This is a genomic window from Glutamicibacter nicotianae (assembly GCF_002797775.1).
Lineage (GTDB): Bacteria > Actinomycetota > Actinomycetes > Actinomycetales > Micrococcaceae > Glutamicibacter > Glutamicibacter nicotianae.
The window spans coordinates 110,689-127,518 of the sequence record NZ_PGEY01000001.1 but is presented as its reverse complement, the minus strand read 5'-3'; the positions used below and the strand labels follow the sequence as shown (position 1 = coordinate 127,518).

The window sequence follows — 16,830 nt, the reverse complement described above, 5'->3', positions numbered from 1 at the left end:
CCAATGTTCCAGGCCGCCTGCGACGCGCAGGCTGCGACCGCCGAATTAGTTTCCTGTCACAGTCTGACAGATTCACTTACGAGAAAGTGGCAGAGTGTGACAGTATTTGCTGGTTGGCATCCTAGAGGAAGAAGAATTCATGACGACAGAACCCGCTGCACCCAGCGCTGAGCCAGGAGCCGGGCCCGCCGGACAGCTCAGCAGCAGGGCCTTGACTGGCATCATCGCCTCCTTGGCTTTGGCCGCATTCATGATGATCCTGAACGAAACCGTGCTCACCGTGGCACTTCCGGGCATCATGCAGGACATGGGCATTTCGGCTTCCACCGGCCAATGGCTGACCACCGGGTTCCTCTTGACCCTGTCGGTAGTCATCCCTACTACCGGCTTCCTGCTGCAGCGCTTCGCGCACCGCTCGCTGTTCTTATTCGCGATCATCAGCTTCATCCTCGGCACCGCCATCGCGGTCGTGGCCCCGAGCTTCGCCTTCCTGCTGCTGGGGCGTATTGTCCAGGCAGTGGGCACGGCCATCGTCCTGCCGCTGCTGATGAGCACTACTTTGGCGCTGGTGCCGGTGCACCTGCGCGGCACCGTCATGGGGCTGAACTCGATCGTCATCGGCGTGGCCCCGGCGATCGGGCCGACCGTTTCGGGCGCCATCGTGCATGCCCTGGGCTGGCACTACATCTTCGTCCTGATGCTGCCGATCGCCGTGGTGGTCCTGGTCTTGGGCGCCATCTTCTTCAAGCTCCCTTCCACCGCTCGCAAGCTCAAGGTGGATTCCGCTTCGGTTCTGCTCTCGGCCCTGGCCTTCGGGTTCCTGGTCTACGGCATTTCCAGCATCGAGCAGGCTGCGGATAACGCCACGATGATGATCGCCAGCTTCGGAATCGGCCTGATGGCACTGGCCCTGTTCATCATCCGCCAGGTCAAGCTGGCCCCAAGCGGCCGCGAACTGCTGAACCTGACTCCATTCGCCTTGCGCACCTTCAGCTTCGCGATCGCGATAATCATGATCGCCTTCGGCACCCTGCTCGGCTCGCTGATGATCGTGCCGATCCTGCTGGAATCCGGCCAGGGCATCGACTCTCTGCAGATCGGCATCATGCTGCTTCCCGGCGGGCTGGCTCAGGCCATCGCCTCGCCGATTTTCGGGCGGATCTACGACAAGCGCGGACCGCGCCCGGTCCTGATACCCGGCGCCTTGCTCTTGGCCGCCGGTCAGTGGATGTACACCACCGTCACCGTGCAGACCGAGTTGTGGATGTTCATGCTCTGCCACATCGTCTTCTCCATCGGCTTGGCCCTGCTGATGACCGGCCTGATGCCCTCGGCCATGGCTTCGGTGGATCCACGCCTGTTCGGCCACGGTTCAGCGATCTTCAATACCGCGCAGCAGCTGGGCGGTGCCATCGGCACCACCATCTTCGTGACCGTGATGTCGCTGCCCTCCAAGGTCCAGCTGGACGCCGGGTCCGAGGTGGCCGAGGCCTTGTTCTCCGGCGCGCACATCTCGTTCATCGTCGGCGCGGTATTGGCCACGCTCGGCATCATTTTCGCCTTCATGATCAAGGGCGAGAAGCCCAGCGCGAATCGCTGAGGCACCACGTCGGCGATTGTTGATCCCGACGACTTTATTCCAGGAATCCTGGATGAAGCTTACCGCTACTACTCATGGGTCGAAGAAAACATTGGAACCGACGAAAACCAAGCCCTCCAGTCCGTGAATTCGTTGCGTCATCAGTTCCTTGAACGGAAGCATTCAAGCTAACGGATCCCCCGCTCTCTCAAGCTGGGTCGCTACCAAGGGTGGCGACCCAGCTTTTGCTTTAACGAGGCACGGAAGGCCCACTAGAAAATCTAGGTAGAAATCTATATAGTTTTCATATGACTACTTTGAGCATCACAGAAGCATCACGCGCGGGACTCTCTGCCCTTGTCGCCGCCGCCGAGGAAGGCCGGGATACCCCCTTGTCTCGCCATGGCAAGGTCGTGGCCGAAGTCGTTTCCGCCAAGGAAATCGCTCAGCTGCGTCAGGACCGCGACACCCTGCGCGATGCCGCATTGGTCATGGCGCGCTTTGCCACCGATAGCGGCGTACGCACGACTCTTGACCAAGCGATGGAATTCTTCAATTTGAACCGCGCAGAGCTTGAGGCAGAAAATGCCGAAGAAGCCCAGTCTGATAATTCGTGAATCAGCCTCAAGACCGCCTGTGCATCGTCAGGCTAACTGAAGACGCAGTATCTGACCTACATCGCCTTCACAAAAAGGACCCGCAGATCGTGCGATCCGTTTTCAAGAAGATGCTGCTGCTCGAAAAATCCCCTGAGGCTGGCGAGCCCTTGCTCGGTGCGCTAGTCGGTTTCCGCAAGTTAGTGGTTGGCGATCGCGACTGGAGAATCGTATGGCGCATTACCGAAGACGCGTCCGGCCGCCCAATTCTTGATATTTCTGAGGTCTGGGCTGTTGGCGCTCGTTCGGATAGCGAGGTTTACGATGAGCTCACCTCACGGGTCGCACGCATGGGCGATAACCCGAAGATTCAATCGCTCAAAGACGTCATTGCCCGGATGGGACGGCTCTACGAATCCATTGAAGCTCAATCTGAACCCGCACGGGGATCTGTCTTGCCCACTTGGATGGAAGCTGCGCTCGTAGAACAACTCCATCTGTCCACACAAGAGATTTCAGGATTGAGCGAACAGCAAGCCCAGCAAAGACTCATGCAGCATTGGTCCCGCAACAAGGACAGCTAAACCTTCCCCCGGCACCGCCGAGCTCAGCGGCAAACGTCCTAGCCAAGCGTTCTTCGTGTTGATCATCCGGCGCCTATCAAGATTGCTTGCAATGACGCCTCGCAGTTGGTTCTGTGCCGTTTCAGAGCTGAGAATCGCTGGCTTCAATAGAGGGGCACCTTCTCCGTGAAATGTGGAACAGGCACTGTTACCACTTCGCCAGGCCCGGCTCGGATAGACACCGTTCCACGTACTGCCCGACGCAGCCTTCTCGCCTCGCCTGCAAGATGGTAGCTTGAAGGCCAATCAGGGAATACCAATTGCCTTGGTCTTCCTCATCCCCGGATCACCGGGCCGCCAGATAGGGGACGCAGCATGGCAGGAGTGCAGGACACCGACATGAGCGATCTCGCGATTGCCTCGCGGGCAGTGCTCGCACCGATCTCCCGGATCGCCGAAGCCGCCGGAATCCCCGACGCTGCGCTGGAACCCTATGGCAAGTACAAGGCCAAGATCGATCTGGCGCTGCTGCCCACCGAAACCCGGCGCGGAAAGGTCGTTCTGGTCAGCGGCATGTCCCCGACACCTGCAGGGGAAGGCAAATCCACCATGGTGGTGGGCCTGGCCGATGCGCTTTCTGCCACCGGGACCAAGGCCATGATCGCGCTGCGCGAGCCCTCGGTCGGCCCGAGCTTCGGCATGAAGGGCGGAGCCACCGGCGGCGGCCAGTCCCAGGTGCTGCCCATGGACGAGATCAATCTGCATTTCACCGGGGATTTCCACGCTATCACCAGCGCGAACAACCTGCTCATGGCAATGCTCGACAACCACCTGCAGCAAGGCAACGCGCTGGGCATCGACCCTCGGTCCATCACCTTCAAGCGGGTGCTGGACATGAACGACCGGGCACTGCGCCACGTGGTGATCGGCCTGGGCGGTACCGCCAACGGGGTTCCCCGTGAAACAGGCTTTGAAATTACCGCCGCCTCCGAAGTCATGGCGGTGTTCTGCCTGGCCACCGGGCTCGCGGACCTGCGTGCCAGGCTGGGCAGGATCACCGTCGGATACACCTACGCCAAAACGCCGGTCACCGCCGATGACCTGGGCGCGGCAGGTGCCATGGCGCTGCTGCTCAAGGAAGCTATCAAGCCCAACCTCGTGCAGAGCATCGGCGGCACTCCCGCACTCATCCACGGCGGGCCCTTTGCCAACATCGCCCACGGCTGCAACTCGGCCATCGCTACCAACACCGCCCGCGCACTGGCCGATGTGGTGGTGACCGAGGCAGGCTTTGGCACCGACCTGGGCGCCGAGAAATTCATGGACATCAAGGCCCGCTACGCCGGGTGCCCGCCGGACACGGTGGTCATTGTCGCCACCGTCCGCGCGCTGAAGATGCATGGGTCGGTACCAAAGGAAGTGCTGGGGACCGAAAACGTCGAGGCGGTACGGGCCGGGCTGCCGAACCTTGAACGCCACGCGTCGATCATCTCCAAGTTCGGCATCAAGCCGGTCATCGGCATCAACCGCTTCACCACGGATACCGATGCCGAGTTGGAAGCGGTCACCAGCTGGGCAGCGCAGCAGGGCATCGCCTGCGCCGTAGCCGATGTCTGGGGCCACGGCGGTGCAGGGGCCACCGAGCTGGCCTCCGAGGTGCTGCGCGCCATCGAGGAACCGGGCAATTTCGCCCCGCTGTACGAACTGGAGCAACCGGTCGAGGACAAGATCCTGGCTCTGGTGCGCGAAATCTACGGGGGCGAAGGCGTCGAGTACTCCCCCAAGGCCCGGCGGATGCTCCAGCAGATCCACGGCAATGGGTGGTCCCACCTGCCGGTCTGCATCGCCAAGACGCAATATTCCTTCTCCGATGACCCGCAGCTGCTCGGCGCCGCAAGCGGCTTCACCGTGCAGGTCCGCGAGCTGATTCCCAAGACCGGTGCCGGATTCATCGTGGCCATTACCGGGGCGCTGACCACGATGCCGGGCCTGCCGAAGGTTCCGGCTGCCGTGCACATGGATGTCGACGAGCAGGGCAACGCCATCGGATTGTCGTAGCTGGCCGACTCGCCGCGGATGCTGCCCGTGGGCACCGTTCCACTGCGGGCGAACATGGTAGTTCGCTGAGCGTGCCAGACTCCACGCAGCTCCCCCGGCTAGGCTGTGTGGACCAGCACCCTCCAGCTGGCATTAAGACAAGGCACGGAAGAAGGGAAGCAACCATGGGAACCGCAAACCACGACGAAACCACAGGACCACGCGAGACCCCGGATCCAGAGGGCGAGAATACTGCTGTCCCTGATCCGGACGACGCACAGAGCGCGCCCATCCCGTTCGGCCATGAAGGTGCCGACGGCGAAGAAGAGGACTAAAGCTAAGCGGCGCACAGTCCAGCACGAGACCGGCTCGGGGCCGGGGATTCCATACGGAATCCCCGACCCCGGGTTTTCCCTTTCTTGGTGCAATTCTCCTGTTCAGCACGCAATTCGGGGCGATTCCTCCGGCCCTTCGTAGAGCTGTCCTCCAAACTCGACGTCAAGATTGTTGAACAATTACGGAAATTGAGGCATTCTTTTACCAACAGGTTTTCACGAGACGGGGATCACAATGCCATATATAGACTTGAATTCGGACGTCGGAGAGTCCTTCGGCAACTGGAAGATGGGCGACGATGCCGCCATCTTCACCTCCGTTTCCTCCGCCAACGTCGCCTGCGGCTTCCACGCCGGAGATCCGAGCACCATCGCCCAGACCTGCCGCGATGCCGTGGCAGCCCAGGTCACCATCGGCGCCCACGTGGGCTACCGCGACCTGGCAGGCTTCGGCCGCCGCTTCCTGGATTGCTCCGCCACCGAACTGGCCGATGACGTGCTCTACCAGCTCGGTGCCCTGCAGGCGCTGGCCCGCAGCGCCGGCAGCGAAATCAAGTACGTCAAGCCGCACGGCGCCCTGTACAATACCATCGTGCACCACGAGGTGCACGCCCAAGCGGTCATCGATGCCATCAAGGCCTTCGGCACCGACCTGCCGGTACTGCTGCTTCCCGGCTCCGTTGCCCTGCAGAAGGCCGAAGCCGCTGGCCTGCGCGGCGTCGCCGAAGCCTTCGCCGACCGCAACTACACACCGGAAGGCACCCTGGTCTCGCGCCGCGAAGCCAACGCCGTGCTCCACGACCCGGCTGCGGTCACGCAGAACATGGTCCGGCTGGCCACCGAAGGCACCATTGTTGCCGTGGACGGCAGCACCATCAAGATGCCTGCCGAAAGCATCTGCCTGCACGGCGACACCGCCGGCGCCGTGGCCATGGCCAGCGCCGTGCGCGCCGGCCTGGAACACGCCGGAGTGCAGATCCGGAGCTTCGCGTGAGCATCCGCGCCATCCACCGGGCAGGATCGCACGACCTGCTGGTCGACCTCGATTCGCTCGACTCGGTGCTGGCGCTCACTGCCGCGCTGGAAGCTGACCCGCTGCCCGGGCAGCGCGACCTGCTTTCTGCAGCGCAAACCCTGTTCCTGAAATTCGGGACCTCCGAAGAAGCCGCCCAGGCCAGCGAGCAGCTGCCCGGACTGGACATCGGCGCTGTTGCGCACGCAGCTGGCAAGATCGTCGAGGTTCCGGTGCACTATGACGGCGAGGATCTGGCCGCCGTGGCCGAACTGACCGGCCTGGGCATCGACGGGGTCATCAAGGCCCATTCCGGCCAGTCCTGGCGTGCGGTGTTCGGCGGGTTCGCCCCGGGCTTTGCCTACCTGCTCGGCGAGAACCAGCTGCTGAATGTCCCGCGCCGCGATACCCCGCGCACCAAGGTGCCTGCTGGTGCTGTCGCACTGGCTGGGGACTACTCGGCCGTCTACCCGCGCCAGTCCCCCGGCGGATGGCAGCTGATCGGCCATACCGATCTGCAGATGTGGGACCTGGACCGCGAGAATCCTGCGCTGATCCGCCCGCAGGACACCGTGAAGTTCATTCCTGCCACCGAAAGGATTTCCCTCCAGGCACCGGCCGCCCAGCCCGCCACCGTGCAGGATCCCGGCGTCGGAGGCCTGCGGATCGTTGATCCCGGGCTGCAATCGCTGCTGCAGGATGCCGGGCGCATCGGCTACGGCAACCTGGGTGTGGGCGCCGCCGGCGCAGCCGACCCGGCCGCCTTCCACCAGGCCAACCGCCTGGTCGGAAACCAGCCGGGCCAGGCAGTGATCGAGAACCTCGGCAGCCGCCTGAGCGTCGAAGCCGAGCAGGACCAGGTGCTGGCACTGGCCGGAGCCGAAGCCGAACTGTGGATCACCCCGGCCGAGGACGATGAGCTGCGCACACCGCGCCGGGTGGCGATGAACGCGCCGTTCGCCCTGCTGCACGGCGAGCGCCTGGATGTCGAGCCAGCTGGGCGCGGGCTGCGCAGCTACCTCGCGGTGCGCGGGCGCATCGCGCAGGAGCCGGTCCTCGGCTCGCTGTCCACCGATACCCTCTCCGGGCTGGGCCCCGAGCCGCTGCAGGCCGGGAGCATGCTTGAGGTGCAGCGCCCGCGCATCGGCCACATTGTCGGCAACAGCGAACCGGGCACCCTGCCGGCCCCGGACGAGAACGGCGTGTACACGCTGCGCGTCATCCCCGGTCCGCGCGCCGACTGGTTCGGCCCGGCAGGCCTTGAGCAGCTCACCGCGCAGGTCTGGGACGTCACCAGCGAATCCAACCGCGTGGGCGTCCGCCTGGCTACCGGGCAGCAGCCGCTGCAGCGCGTGCGCGAAGGCGAGCTGGCCAGCGAAGGCGTGGCCCGCGGATCCCTGCAGGTGCCGCCCTCCGGCCTGCCGGTGCTGTTTCTCGCAGACCACCCGGTGACCGGCGGCTACCCGGTGATCGCCACCGTGGTTGCCGAAGACCTGAGCGCAGCCGCGCAGCTTCCTCCCGGAAGCAAAATCCGATTCATCCTCCAACCCGCTGCCGGCCACGCGGCATCTGACGCCTAAGGAATTGCCATGAAAAAGGTACTCATCGCCAACCGAGGCGAAATCGCTGTCCGCATTGCCCGGGCCGCCGCCGACGCGAACATTGCTTCGGTAGCCATCTACTCTGATCCGGATGCTGATGCCTTGCACGTGCGCCGCGCCGACGAGGCGTATCCGCTGCACGGTTCCACCGGGGCCGAGACCTACCTGGATATCGAGAAGATCATCGGCATCGCGAAGCGTTGTGGCGCCGACGCGGTGCACCCCGGCTACGGCTTCCTCTCGGAGAACGCGAACTTCGCCAAGGCAGTCATCGATGCCGGCATGAGCTGGATCGGCCCGTCGCCGCAAGCCATCGAAGTCCTGGGCAACAAGGTCACCGCCCGCCAGATCGCCGTCCGGGCCGGCGCACCGCTGGCCCCGGGCACCGACGGCCCGGTGGCCGATGCCAGCGAGGTACGGGCCTTCACCGAAGAGCACGGTGTTCCGGTGGCCATCAAGGCCGCTTTCGGCGGCGGCGGGCGCGGCATCAAGATCGCTCACTCGCTGGAGGAGATCTCCGATGCCTTCGAATCCGCCACCCGCGAGGCCACCGTGGCCTTCGGCCGCGGCGAGTGCTTCGTGGAACGCTTCCTGTCCAAGCCGCGCCACGTCGAGGCGCAGGTGCTGGCCGATACCCACGGCAACGTGGTGGTGGTCGGCACGCGTGACTGCTCGCTGCAGCGCCGCCACCAGAAGATGGTGGAAGAGGCTCCGGCACCGTTCTTGACCGATGAGCAGCGCGCCCGGATCCACGAGTCCGCCAAGGCGATCTGCAAGGAAGCCGGCTATGTCGGGGCCGGCACCGTGGAATACCTGGTGGCCCAGGACGGGCTGATTTCCTTCCTCGAGGTCAATACCCGTTTGCAGGTGGAGCACCCGATTACCGAGGAGACCTCAGGGGTTGACCTGGTCGCCGAGCAGTTCCGCATCGCCGACGGCCTGCCGCTGTCCATTACCGAGGACCCGCACCCAACCGGCCATGCCATCGAATTCCGCATCAATGCCGAGGACCCGGCCCGCGGCTTCCTTCCCGCCCCTGGCACCGTTGAGCGCTTCGAAGCGCCAACCGGGGCCGGCGTGCGCGTGGACTCGGGCGTGCGCAGCGGCTCGGTCATCCCCCCGTACTACGACTCGATGATCGCCAAGCTGATTGTGCGCGGTGCCGACCGCGACCAGGCCATCCGCCGGGCCCGCCTGGCCCTGGAGGAAATCAGCATTGCCGGGGTCCCCACGGTCTTGCCCTTCCACCGTGCAGTGATCGAGCATGAGGCGTTCAACGGCGACTCGCTGGGTGTCTACACCACATGGATCGAGGACGAGTTCCTCAACGAAGTCGAAGCCAGTGACGATATGGATCTGGACCAGCGCGACACCAGCCGCGAGACCATCACCATTGAGCTCGATGGCAAGGCAGTCCAGCTGGGTCTTCCCGCGGCGCTGACCAATGCGCTGCGCAATACCTCGGGGGGCGGCAGCACCGCCGCCTCGCAGGATGAGGATGGCGGAGCAGTGGATGCCGCCGCGGTGCGCAGCACCATGGACGGGAACCTGGTCCGCTTCGCCGTGGAAGATGGCAGCGAGGTCACCGAAGGGCAGAGCGTAGCCATTGTCGAGGCGATGAAGATGGAATCCACCATCACCGCGCACCGTGCCGGAACGTTCACGGCGGCCAGCATCAGCGTCGGATCCGGAGTCCGCCGCGGCGATGCCCTGGGCACAATCAATTAGCAACACGCCTGGGTGGATAGAACTGCAGGGCACATGGGATAAATTGGGATCATGAATGCCGACAGCACTACTGCCACGCACCCAGCTAAAGCCCCGCACGCGCATAGCGGCGTATGGGCCGCCGATGAGCTGCGCCGGCGAATTGCCGAAGGTGAACTGCTGCCGGGAGACAAGCTTTCCGAACAGGCACTAGCCGAATCCCTGGGGCTTTCGCGCAACACCCTGCGCGAGAGCTTCACCCTGCTCAACAGCGAACTGATCATTACCCGCATCCCCAACCGCGGGGTTTTTGTCGCCTCCCCGGATGCCGATGACGTGCGTGAGATCTATGCGGTCCGACGGACCATCGAGCCGGCATGCCTGGCCTGGGGCCCAGAACTGGATCTGGAAGAACTGGAGCGGATCATCGCCCAGGCGCGGGCGGGGCTCGCAGCCGGCGACGTGGCGCGCATGGCCAGCGCGAACCAGGAATTCCACAAGCAGCTCGTGCGTTCCTCGAGCAGCGAACTGCTTCAGGAGCTCATGGGCCGGGTGCTGGCACGCATGCGCTTGGTCTTCCATGCCATGAGCGATGCCCCGGATTTCCATTCGAACTATGTGGAGCGCAACGCAACGCTGCTTGCGCTATTGCGTGATGGCAAGCGGATGGAAGCGGCCGAAACCCTGCGCATTTACCTCGATACCGCTGAAGCTGAATTGCTCAGTCATATCGACCAGCATTCTGCCTGAGCTTCGGCTCCGGCACCGGCAAGGCTTGACGGCCAGCGATTTTCATCTCAATGCATCCTGCGCGACCGGAGCGTTGCTCCTGAGGCAGAGATTGGCACCACCGTCTTGGGTCAGAAGAGGATCCGAAGCAACGCGGTTTGCCCCTGCCCCATCGGCACGGTTTTTGACGCGTCAATATGAAGTGGACGCCCCTAATGTGAATATTTGACTCCTTGAGGGCCACCAATATTGCCGTTCAGAGCCACCAGCTGAAAACGCCGTTATTCTCGATCAGAGCCACCCTGTATAAGCCCCTCTGTCAAGGGTCATGAGTTTCTGCCCACCGGCGGCCACGAATAATGCCCATTAAGGGTCAGCAAAACTGCCTGATGCCCATAATCAGCCAATGTGGTATCAGCCGTCATGCGCAGTAGTCTGCCCGTGCTGAGAGGGGCTACATCAAGGAACTCACCCCAGCACCAGCCAACACCTGCGTCAACCGAACAGATTCACCGCTGGTCTGGCAAATGTGCGCCTGACGCAGCAACCGATCCACCGAGGACGTCGCCAGGGCATTGGGCATCAATTTACAGTGTCCTGATGCTCGATCAGTGGCTTTTGGAACCACCCAGCGTGGAAATTTCGCGTTCTATTATCGTGCTCATGGAGCAACAGTAAGACAGAGCATCCCCATTTTCTGCACGCAGTACAAGCAGTCGGACTACCCCGGCCGGCTGGTGGCTCTGAACAAGAATATTGGGTGGCTCCCAAAGCTTCGAATATTCACCGCAGCGACTCTCCGACGCAATTCTCCGCGGCAACGCCTTATGGCGCGTGGCCACATCGCAGAAGCATTACGGGCATGTTCCAAGGGTCGCATAGATAGCCACCGTATGATTTAAGGAAGACCTTGCCGTTTCCGAGGACTTGTCCCGGCAGCGGCGCATCGATTCCCTGCTCGAAAGGTCATCGCCCGTGAAATTGCCTGTCGCTGAATTGCATGTCCATTTGGAAGGAACGCTCGAGCCGGAAATGATCATGGCCCTGGCTAAAAAGAATTCCATTGAACTGCCTTACGCGTCCATCGATGAACTGCGCGCCCAATACCAGTTCACCAGCCTGCAGTCCTTCCTGGACCTGTTCTAATCGAACATGGCCGTGCTGCGCACGGCACAGGACTTCCACGAGATCACCGTCGCGTACCTGCAGCGGGCCAAGGACTCGGGCGTACGCCACGTCGAGCTTTTCTTCGACCCGCAAGCCCAAATCGGCGGCACCCTGGGGCTATGCGAAGTCGTCGCAGGAATCCGCGCAGGACTTGCCGATGGACTGGAACGCTGGAACATCTCGAGCAAGCTCATCGCCTGCTTCTGGCGAAACGCCCCGGCAACCGAAGCCATGGAACTGATGAAGGTGCTGGTGGAGCAGAGGCATGACATCGACGGCATCGGCCTGGACTCCTCTGAAGTCGGCTTCCCGCCACAGCTGTTCACCGAGGTCTTCGACTACGCCCGGGCCCACGGGCTGCACGTGGTCGCGCACGCGGGCGACGAAGGCCCCGCCGAATACATCTGGCAGGCCCTGGATCTGCTCAAGGTCCAGCGCGTGGACCACGGCATCCGCAGCCTTGATGATCCGCTGCTGATTCAGCGGCTGATCGACGAGCAGATGCCGCTGACCGTCTGCCCACTGTCCAACATCCGTTTGCGTGCGGTGGACACCATGGCTGAACACCCCTTGCCGAGGATGCTTGCCCAGGGGCTGAAGGTCTCGGTGCATTCCGATGACCCGGCCTACTTCGGCGGCTGCATGGACGCGAACTTCGATGCCTTGATGGAGCAGTTCGCTTTCAGCACCGGGCAGCTGGCCACCTTGGCGAAGAATTCCTTCGAATCCTCGTTCCTGGACGAGCCGTCCAAGCAGGCGCGTATTGCCGAAGTCCGAGCCTGGGCCGAGCTGCAAAAATAGCGCTTTACGATCAAATAACGAACGCGGCGGCCTTTTGGGAGATGGCCGCCGCATTCAGTTATTAAAGATCAGGGAACTTGGTATTCGGTGTCCCTGATGTCAGTGATGAGCATATGACCTGGTGCGTGGCCGATGGCCAATGCAGGACGCGATTCCATGACTGCTGCCTGCGGGGTCACCCCGCACGCCCAGAACACCGGGATGCTCTCTTCCGGAATCTCCACCGGGTCGCCGAAGTCAGGTGCGGCCAGGTCTTCGATGCCCAGTTCTCCGGGATTGCCAATATGCACAGGCGCACCATGCACCGCCGGGTACCGGGAGGTAATGCGCACTGCGTCGGCGACTCGTGCGGCAGGGATGGGGCGCATGGAGACGACCATCGGCCCGGAGATGGTGCCGGCCGTCGTCGAGCGGCGGTTGGTCTTGTACATCGGGACGTTGACGCCCTGGTCGATGTGAGCGACCGAGATTCCATTTTCCATCAGCGCCGTTTCGAAGGTGAAGGAACAACCCACGATGAACGTCACCAGGTCATCACGCCAGTATTCGCGCAGATCGGTGGGTTCAGCGACCTTGACGCCGTCTTCGTACACCACATATTTGGGGACATCCGTGCGGATGTCTCCCCCGGCCAGCAATTCGCTGCTGGTCTGCCCGGCCTCCAGCACCCCGAGGATGGGGCAGGACTTGGGATTGCGCTGGGCGAAGAGCAGCACATCGAAGGCCAGTTGCTGCGGAACGATCATCAGATTCGCCTGCGCGTAGCCGGCGCTGATTCCAGCGGTCGGCAGTACTTGTCCGGCCCGGAAGAGCTCGCGGGCCTCGCGTGGTGACATTGCAGACTTCTCCACGTTGTTCATGGACTGAAGGTCTAACATTTATCTTGCTGCTTTCTGTTCCAAGTGCCGAATCCCATCGATGCGATACTACGTATCCGGCCGCCTTTCGATGAAATTTATCGCGGAACTGACCCTTAGGTGGCTTTATACACCAAGCGTTTGTTTACAAATTCGTCCATGCCGTTGGGACCAAGTTCCCGCCCGAATCCGGATCGCTTGATACCGCCGAAAGGTAATCGTGCTCCAAATGCTGCTGCGGTATTAATGTGCGTCATTCCAGTGTTGAGCTGCAAAGCAACTTTCCTGGCACGCTCCGGATCAGTCGAAAACACTGCACCGCCTAAACCATAGGCACTGTCGTTCGCGAGCGTCACTGCTTCATCGTCGTTAGACACGCTGTAGATTACGGCCACAGGGCCGAACAGTTCCTCGTCGTAGGCTCGCATGCCAGGCACAACGCCTGTCAAAACGGCTGGCGCGAAGTAGGCTCCGTTAGTTTCGTCTACTACCCCGCCGGCATGAAGCGTAGCGCCTTTGGAGACTGCATCGCGAACCTGCTCTAGAAGACCGCGAGCCGCGTTTTCCGAAACCAATGGATTATAGGTTCCGTTCTCTTCCAGCATTGGATTCCCGGGAATAAGACCCTTGGCTTCTTCCACAAGAGTAGCTACGAATTCATCAAAAATGTCTTCGTTTACGATCATGCGTTTGTTGGAATTGCAAGATTGACCCATATTAGAGATACGGGTTTTCCACGCAGAAATTGCAGAGGTTTTGACATCATCCGAATCGAGCACGATGTAGGGATCCGACCCGCCCAATTCAAGAACGATTTTCTTCAGATATTTCGCTGCGATCATTCCAACTGCTTGCCCAGCTCGTTCAGATCCGGTCAACGATACGCCCTGAATTCTCTCATCGGCGATAACCGTTTCGATCTGCTCATGATTAGCCAACAGAGTGTTGTAGACTCCGTGCGGAATGCCGGCTTCGTCCATGATCTTTTGGACGGCCAAAGCAGAAGCGGGGCACGGCTCGGCTGGTTTGATGATGACAGAATTGCCCGCAATCAGATTGGGAACGGCGAAACGAAGAACCTGGTAGTACGGGAAATTCCACGGCATGATTCCAAGCAATGGACCGAGAGGAAGCTTTTGGACTTCCGCTTGCCCACCTTCAATATCGTCTATTGGAGTGGGAGCAACTAACGCAGGACCATCACTTCCGTAGTATTTGAATATCCCGTGGCAAAGCGAAACCTCGCTGCGGGCTTCCGAAAGTCCCTTACCCATTTCTTCTGTTGCAATGCGCGCGAGTTCTTCCGACCGCTCCTTGAATAACTTACCTGCTTGTAGCAGTGCTTCGGCACGTGCTTCAGATGAAAGCTTTCGCCACGTCAAAAAACCCTCGTGGGACTGTTCTAGCGTTTCGAGGACTTGTTCGTTTGTAGCTTCTGGGTATGTGAGGGTCGTGATTCCAGTTCCCGGATTCTGAATCCGATAGCGGTCTTGCTCTAAAGTCTTGTCTGTTTCTTTCATTGGTTCTCCATCGCACATAAAGTAATCACGGGCCAGCTGGGCGTTAAAGGTCACGTCTTTCGAAACACTGGAAATTAGCAAACAATCCGATTAGTTTCGCAGCTCAAATTCACTAGTGTCAGCAGCCGCCATGAAACCTTAACCGTCAGCTGCCAGTAAGGCGGAAAGTGTTCCCTCGTCTAACCACCGGTGCGGTTAGCTCAGCAAGGGCGGCGAGACGTGCTTCCTCATCGTCAAGTGGGATAGTTTCCTTGTCCAAATAATCAAGGATTCCCGTGACGCTCTTATCAAGAAAATAACTACCGGCAATGAGCTCGGCAACATCCAAAAAACGTTCCGGATGCCGGGCACGGATATCTGGCAATATCCGCTCATCAGTGGAACCCAGATCTGCTATCAGGGCTCTTGCAGCATCAATCAGGTCCGGCCTGATTTTAAATATTCGGTCAAATCCACTCGTCAGGTCTGATTCGGAAGCTTTCGGCATTCCGGCCCCGCCTGGAATCAGCAAATCGGCGAACCTAACAAGAATCGTTTGTTCCTGAACCCTCAGGTACGTTGACTCAGCCAATTTTGAATTTCCTTTCAATCTTCCAACTGTCCGCAGCCTCCGCAGAGATTACGCCTGTCGTCCCGAGATGATGATGTTCGCAGTGCGCATTGCCATTGCTACAACGGTCGCCGTGGGGTTGACACCTGCTGAGGTCGGCCAGGTACTTCCATCCACGATGTATAGATTCGGTACTGTGTGGGCACGGCCGCTATGGTCTACTACGGAGTCTTCAGCAGTCGAGCCCATCTTAGCTGTGCCCAACAGATGCCATCCGGTGTTGCGGATATGGGGTGCCACCGTGATTTTCTTCGCGCCGGCCTCTAGCAACGATTCCCGAGCACGCTCAACGTGGAAAGCCAACAGCTTCCTGCTGTTCTCGGAAGTCTCGTAGGAAATTTTCACTGCCGGAAGCCCATGGGCGTCGACCAGATCGGAGCTAAGTTCAACTCGATTGTGTTCTTCCGGAAGGTCCTCTGCGATGATGCCCCAGGTAACGGAGTGATTCAAACGTTCCTGTAATGAAGTATTGAAATTCTGTCCCCAAAGGTCATCGTTGGCTCCCCATGGGAATGATCTCGTCATTTCCATCGCGCCTCCTGTGGGCATTAGCCCCCATTTAGCACCACGCACGAAGCCACGTGTTTCGTCAGTTTCATAGAATTCCATCGAGTAGAGGGTATGGCCATACGCTCCCTGCGTAGTACCGATTTCCTCATCGAAGGTACCTACAACTGCAGAGTAGGGATGCATCATCAACCGTTTGCCTACCAAGCCGCTAGCGTTGGCCAAACCATCTGGGTGCTGTGCGTTTGCAGACATGAGCAGAAGACGGGGTGTTCCGATGCCGCTTGCTGCAAGGACCACGAGGGACGCCTTCTGGCGCCGCTCATTACCATCAGCGTCGAAGTAGATCACTCCGGAAGCTTTGCCGAAGGAGTCCGTTTCAATGCGGGCGACCGTGGAACGAGTTAGCAAGTATGCATTTTCGCGACGCGCGATATCGGGCCAGTGTGTGACGTCCACGGTGCTCTTACTCTGGTCTCCATTTCCCAGATAGCTCGCTCCTCGTCGGGTGCTTGGCTTAAGGCGACCATATTCTCGGGTTGCGATACCGTTGGCTCCTGGCCACCAGTGCCACCCCAGGGAATTGTGTGCTTTGCCAAGTAGGGCACCAGATTTTCCGATGGGCGTCGGCGCCATGGGAAAGTCCGTTTCTGGTACCGCGGGATCACCATTGAAGCCGGCGATTGCAAAGTCCTTCTCCGCCTGCTTATAGAAAGGAATCAGTTCCTCATAGGACATCGGCCAGTCGTCTGCCACACCGTCTTGACTCTTTACACGGAAGTCCGACGGCATATTGCGTTGCCATTGCGCCGCGTACATCATCGCGCTACCGCCCACGCCGTTCCAAAGCAAAGCACTGATATCGGCATCGCTCTCATCGATGGGGTAGTCACCAATGCCCTTGCGAATGTTAGGAAGGGGCGACCATTCGTTACCACCGACGATTTCGTATTCTGCTCCGGCATTGCGTGAAGTTGAGTAATCAGGCCAATCGCCCTGGTCGAGGCATACAACACTCATTCCTGCTTCAGCGAAGGCTTTAGTCATCACTGCACCAGCTGGACCGGCACCGATTACCACGGCATCAGCGACATCTGGCAAGACCTGCCCACCGATTTTTTCTGCCATTGAATTTTTCCTTTCTCAATGGGGATGATTCCAGAGCCAAAAGAACTCATTAGTCCTTGCTGAAATTCCTGACTCTTACTC

The 16,830-nt window shown here is 60.5% G+C and carries 13 protein-coding genes and 1 pseudogene; 10 read left to right on the top strand and 4 right to left on the bottom strand.

Annotated elements, in window-relative coordinates; translation table 11 throughout:
* Positions 1-139 precede the first annotated feature (139 nt).
* The 10 genes and pseudogenes from ATK23_RS00555 to ATK23_RS00510 all read left to right on the top strand — a co-directional run bounded on the left by ATK23_RS00555 (position 140) and on the right by ATK23_RS00510 (position 12,127).
* A complete protein-coding gene (locus tag ATK23_RS00555; RefSeq protein ID WP_066140370.1) occupies positions 140-1,600 on the top strand; it encodes an MDR family MFS transporter in 1,461 nt (486 codons plus the stop codon).
* 287 nt (positions 1,601-1,887) lie between these two features.
* Positions 1,888-2,196: a type II toxin-antitoxin system Phd/YefM family antitoxin gene (locus ATK23_RS00550; protein WP_083515521.1), complete on the top strand. Its 309-nt coding sequence runs from the start codon at positions 1,888-1,890 to the stop codon at positions 2,194-2,196.
* Positions 2,193-2,759 carry a type II toxin-antitoxin system RelE family toxin gene (locus ATK23_RS00545; RefSeq protein WP_066140039.1) on the top strand — a complete coding sequence of 189 codons (567 nt, stop codon included), beginning with the start codon at positions 2,193-2,195 and terminating at the stop codon, positions 2,757-2,759. The genes ATK23_RS00550 and ATK23_RS00545 overlap by 4 nt, the downstream gene beginning before the upstream one ends.
* A 354-nt stretch (positions 2,760-3,113) precedes the next feature.
* Positions 3,114-4,796 carry a formate--tetrahydrofolate ligase gene (locus tag ATK23_RS00540; protein WP_066140041.1) on the top strand — a complete coding sequence of 561 codons (1,683 nt, stop codon included), beginning with the start codon at positions 3,114-3,116 and terminating at the stop codon, positions 4,794-4,796.
* 164 nt (positions 4,797-4,960) lie between these two features.
* On the top strand, positions 4,961-5,110 hold the full coding sequence (locus tag ATK23_RS16145) for a hypothetical protein (RefSeq protein WP_157066358.1): 150 nt from the start codon (positions 4,961-4,963) through the stop codon (positions 5,108-5,110).
* Between the two features lie 235 nt (positions 5,111-5,345).
* A complete protein-coding gene (locus tag ATK23_RS00535; RefSeq protein WP_066140043.1) occupies positions 5,346-6,104 on the top strand; it encodes a LamB/YcsF family protein in 759 nt (252 codons plus the stop codon).
* Positions 6,101-7,702, top strand: coding sequence for a 5-oxoprolinase subunit B/C family protein (locus tag ATK23_RS00530; protein ID WP_066140046.1), 1,602 nt, complete (start codon positions 6,101-6,103; stop codon positions 7,700-7,702). Before ATK23_RS00535 ends, ATK23_RS00530 begins: the two co-directional genes overlap by 4 nt.
* A gap of 9 nt (positions 7,703-7,711) precedes the next feature.
* A complete protein-coding gene (locus tag ATK23_RS00525) occupies positions 7,712-9,451 on the top strand; it encodes an acetyl/propionyl/methylcrotonyl-CoA carboxylase subunit alpha (protein ID WP_066140048.1) in 1,740 nt (579 codons plus the stop codon).
* A gap of 51 nt (positions 9,452-9,502) precedes the next feature.
* Positions 9,503-10,180, top strand: a complete 678-nt coding sequence (locus tag ATK23_RS00520) for a GntR family transcriptional regulator (protein ID WP_066140050.1) — start codon at positions 9,503-9,505, stop codon at positions 10,178-10,180.
* 954 nt (positions 10,181-11,134) lie between these two features.
* Positions 11,135-12,127 (top strand): annotated as a pseudogene (locus ATK23_RS00510) (adenosine deaminase).
* 68 nt (positions 12,128-12,195) lie between these two features.
* On the opposite strand, the gene ATK23_RS00505 reads toward ATK23_RS00510, so the two are convergent.
* The 4 genes from ATK23_RS00505 to ATK23_RS00490 all read right to left on the bottom strand — a co-directional run bounded on the left by ATK23_RS00505 (position 12,196) and on the right by ATK23_RS00490 (position 16,749).
* Positions 12,196-13,005 carry a putative hydro-lyase gene (locus ATK23_RS00505; RefSeq protein ID WP_066140054.1) on the bottom strand — a complete coding sequence of 270 codons (810 nt, stop codon included), beginning with the start codon at positions 13,003-13,005 and terminating at the stop codon, positions 12,196-12,198.
* A 95-nt stretch (positions 13,006-13,100) separates the two neighbouring features.
* Positions 13,101-14,504, bottom strand: coding sequence for an NAD-dependent succinate-semialdehyde dehydrogenase (locus ATK23_RS00500; protein WP_066140057.1), 1,404 nt, complete (start codon positions 14,502-14,504; stop codon positions 13,101-13,103).
* Positions 14,505-14,649: 145 nt separating this feature from the next.
* Positions 14,650-15,075, bottom strand: coding sequence for a hypothetical protein (locus ATK23_RS00495; RefSeq protein WP_066140060.1), 426 nt, complete (start codon positions 15,073-15,075; stop codon positions 14,650-14,652).
* 48 nt (positions 15,076-15,123) lie between these two features.
* On the bottom strand, positions 15,124-16,749 hold the full coding sequence (locus ATK23_RS00490; protein WP_066140063.1) for a GMC family oxidoreductase: 1,626 nt from the start codon (positions 16,747-16,749) through the stop codon (positions 15,124-15,126).
* Positions 16,750-16,830: the final 81 nt, after the last annotated feature.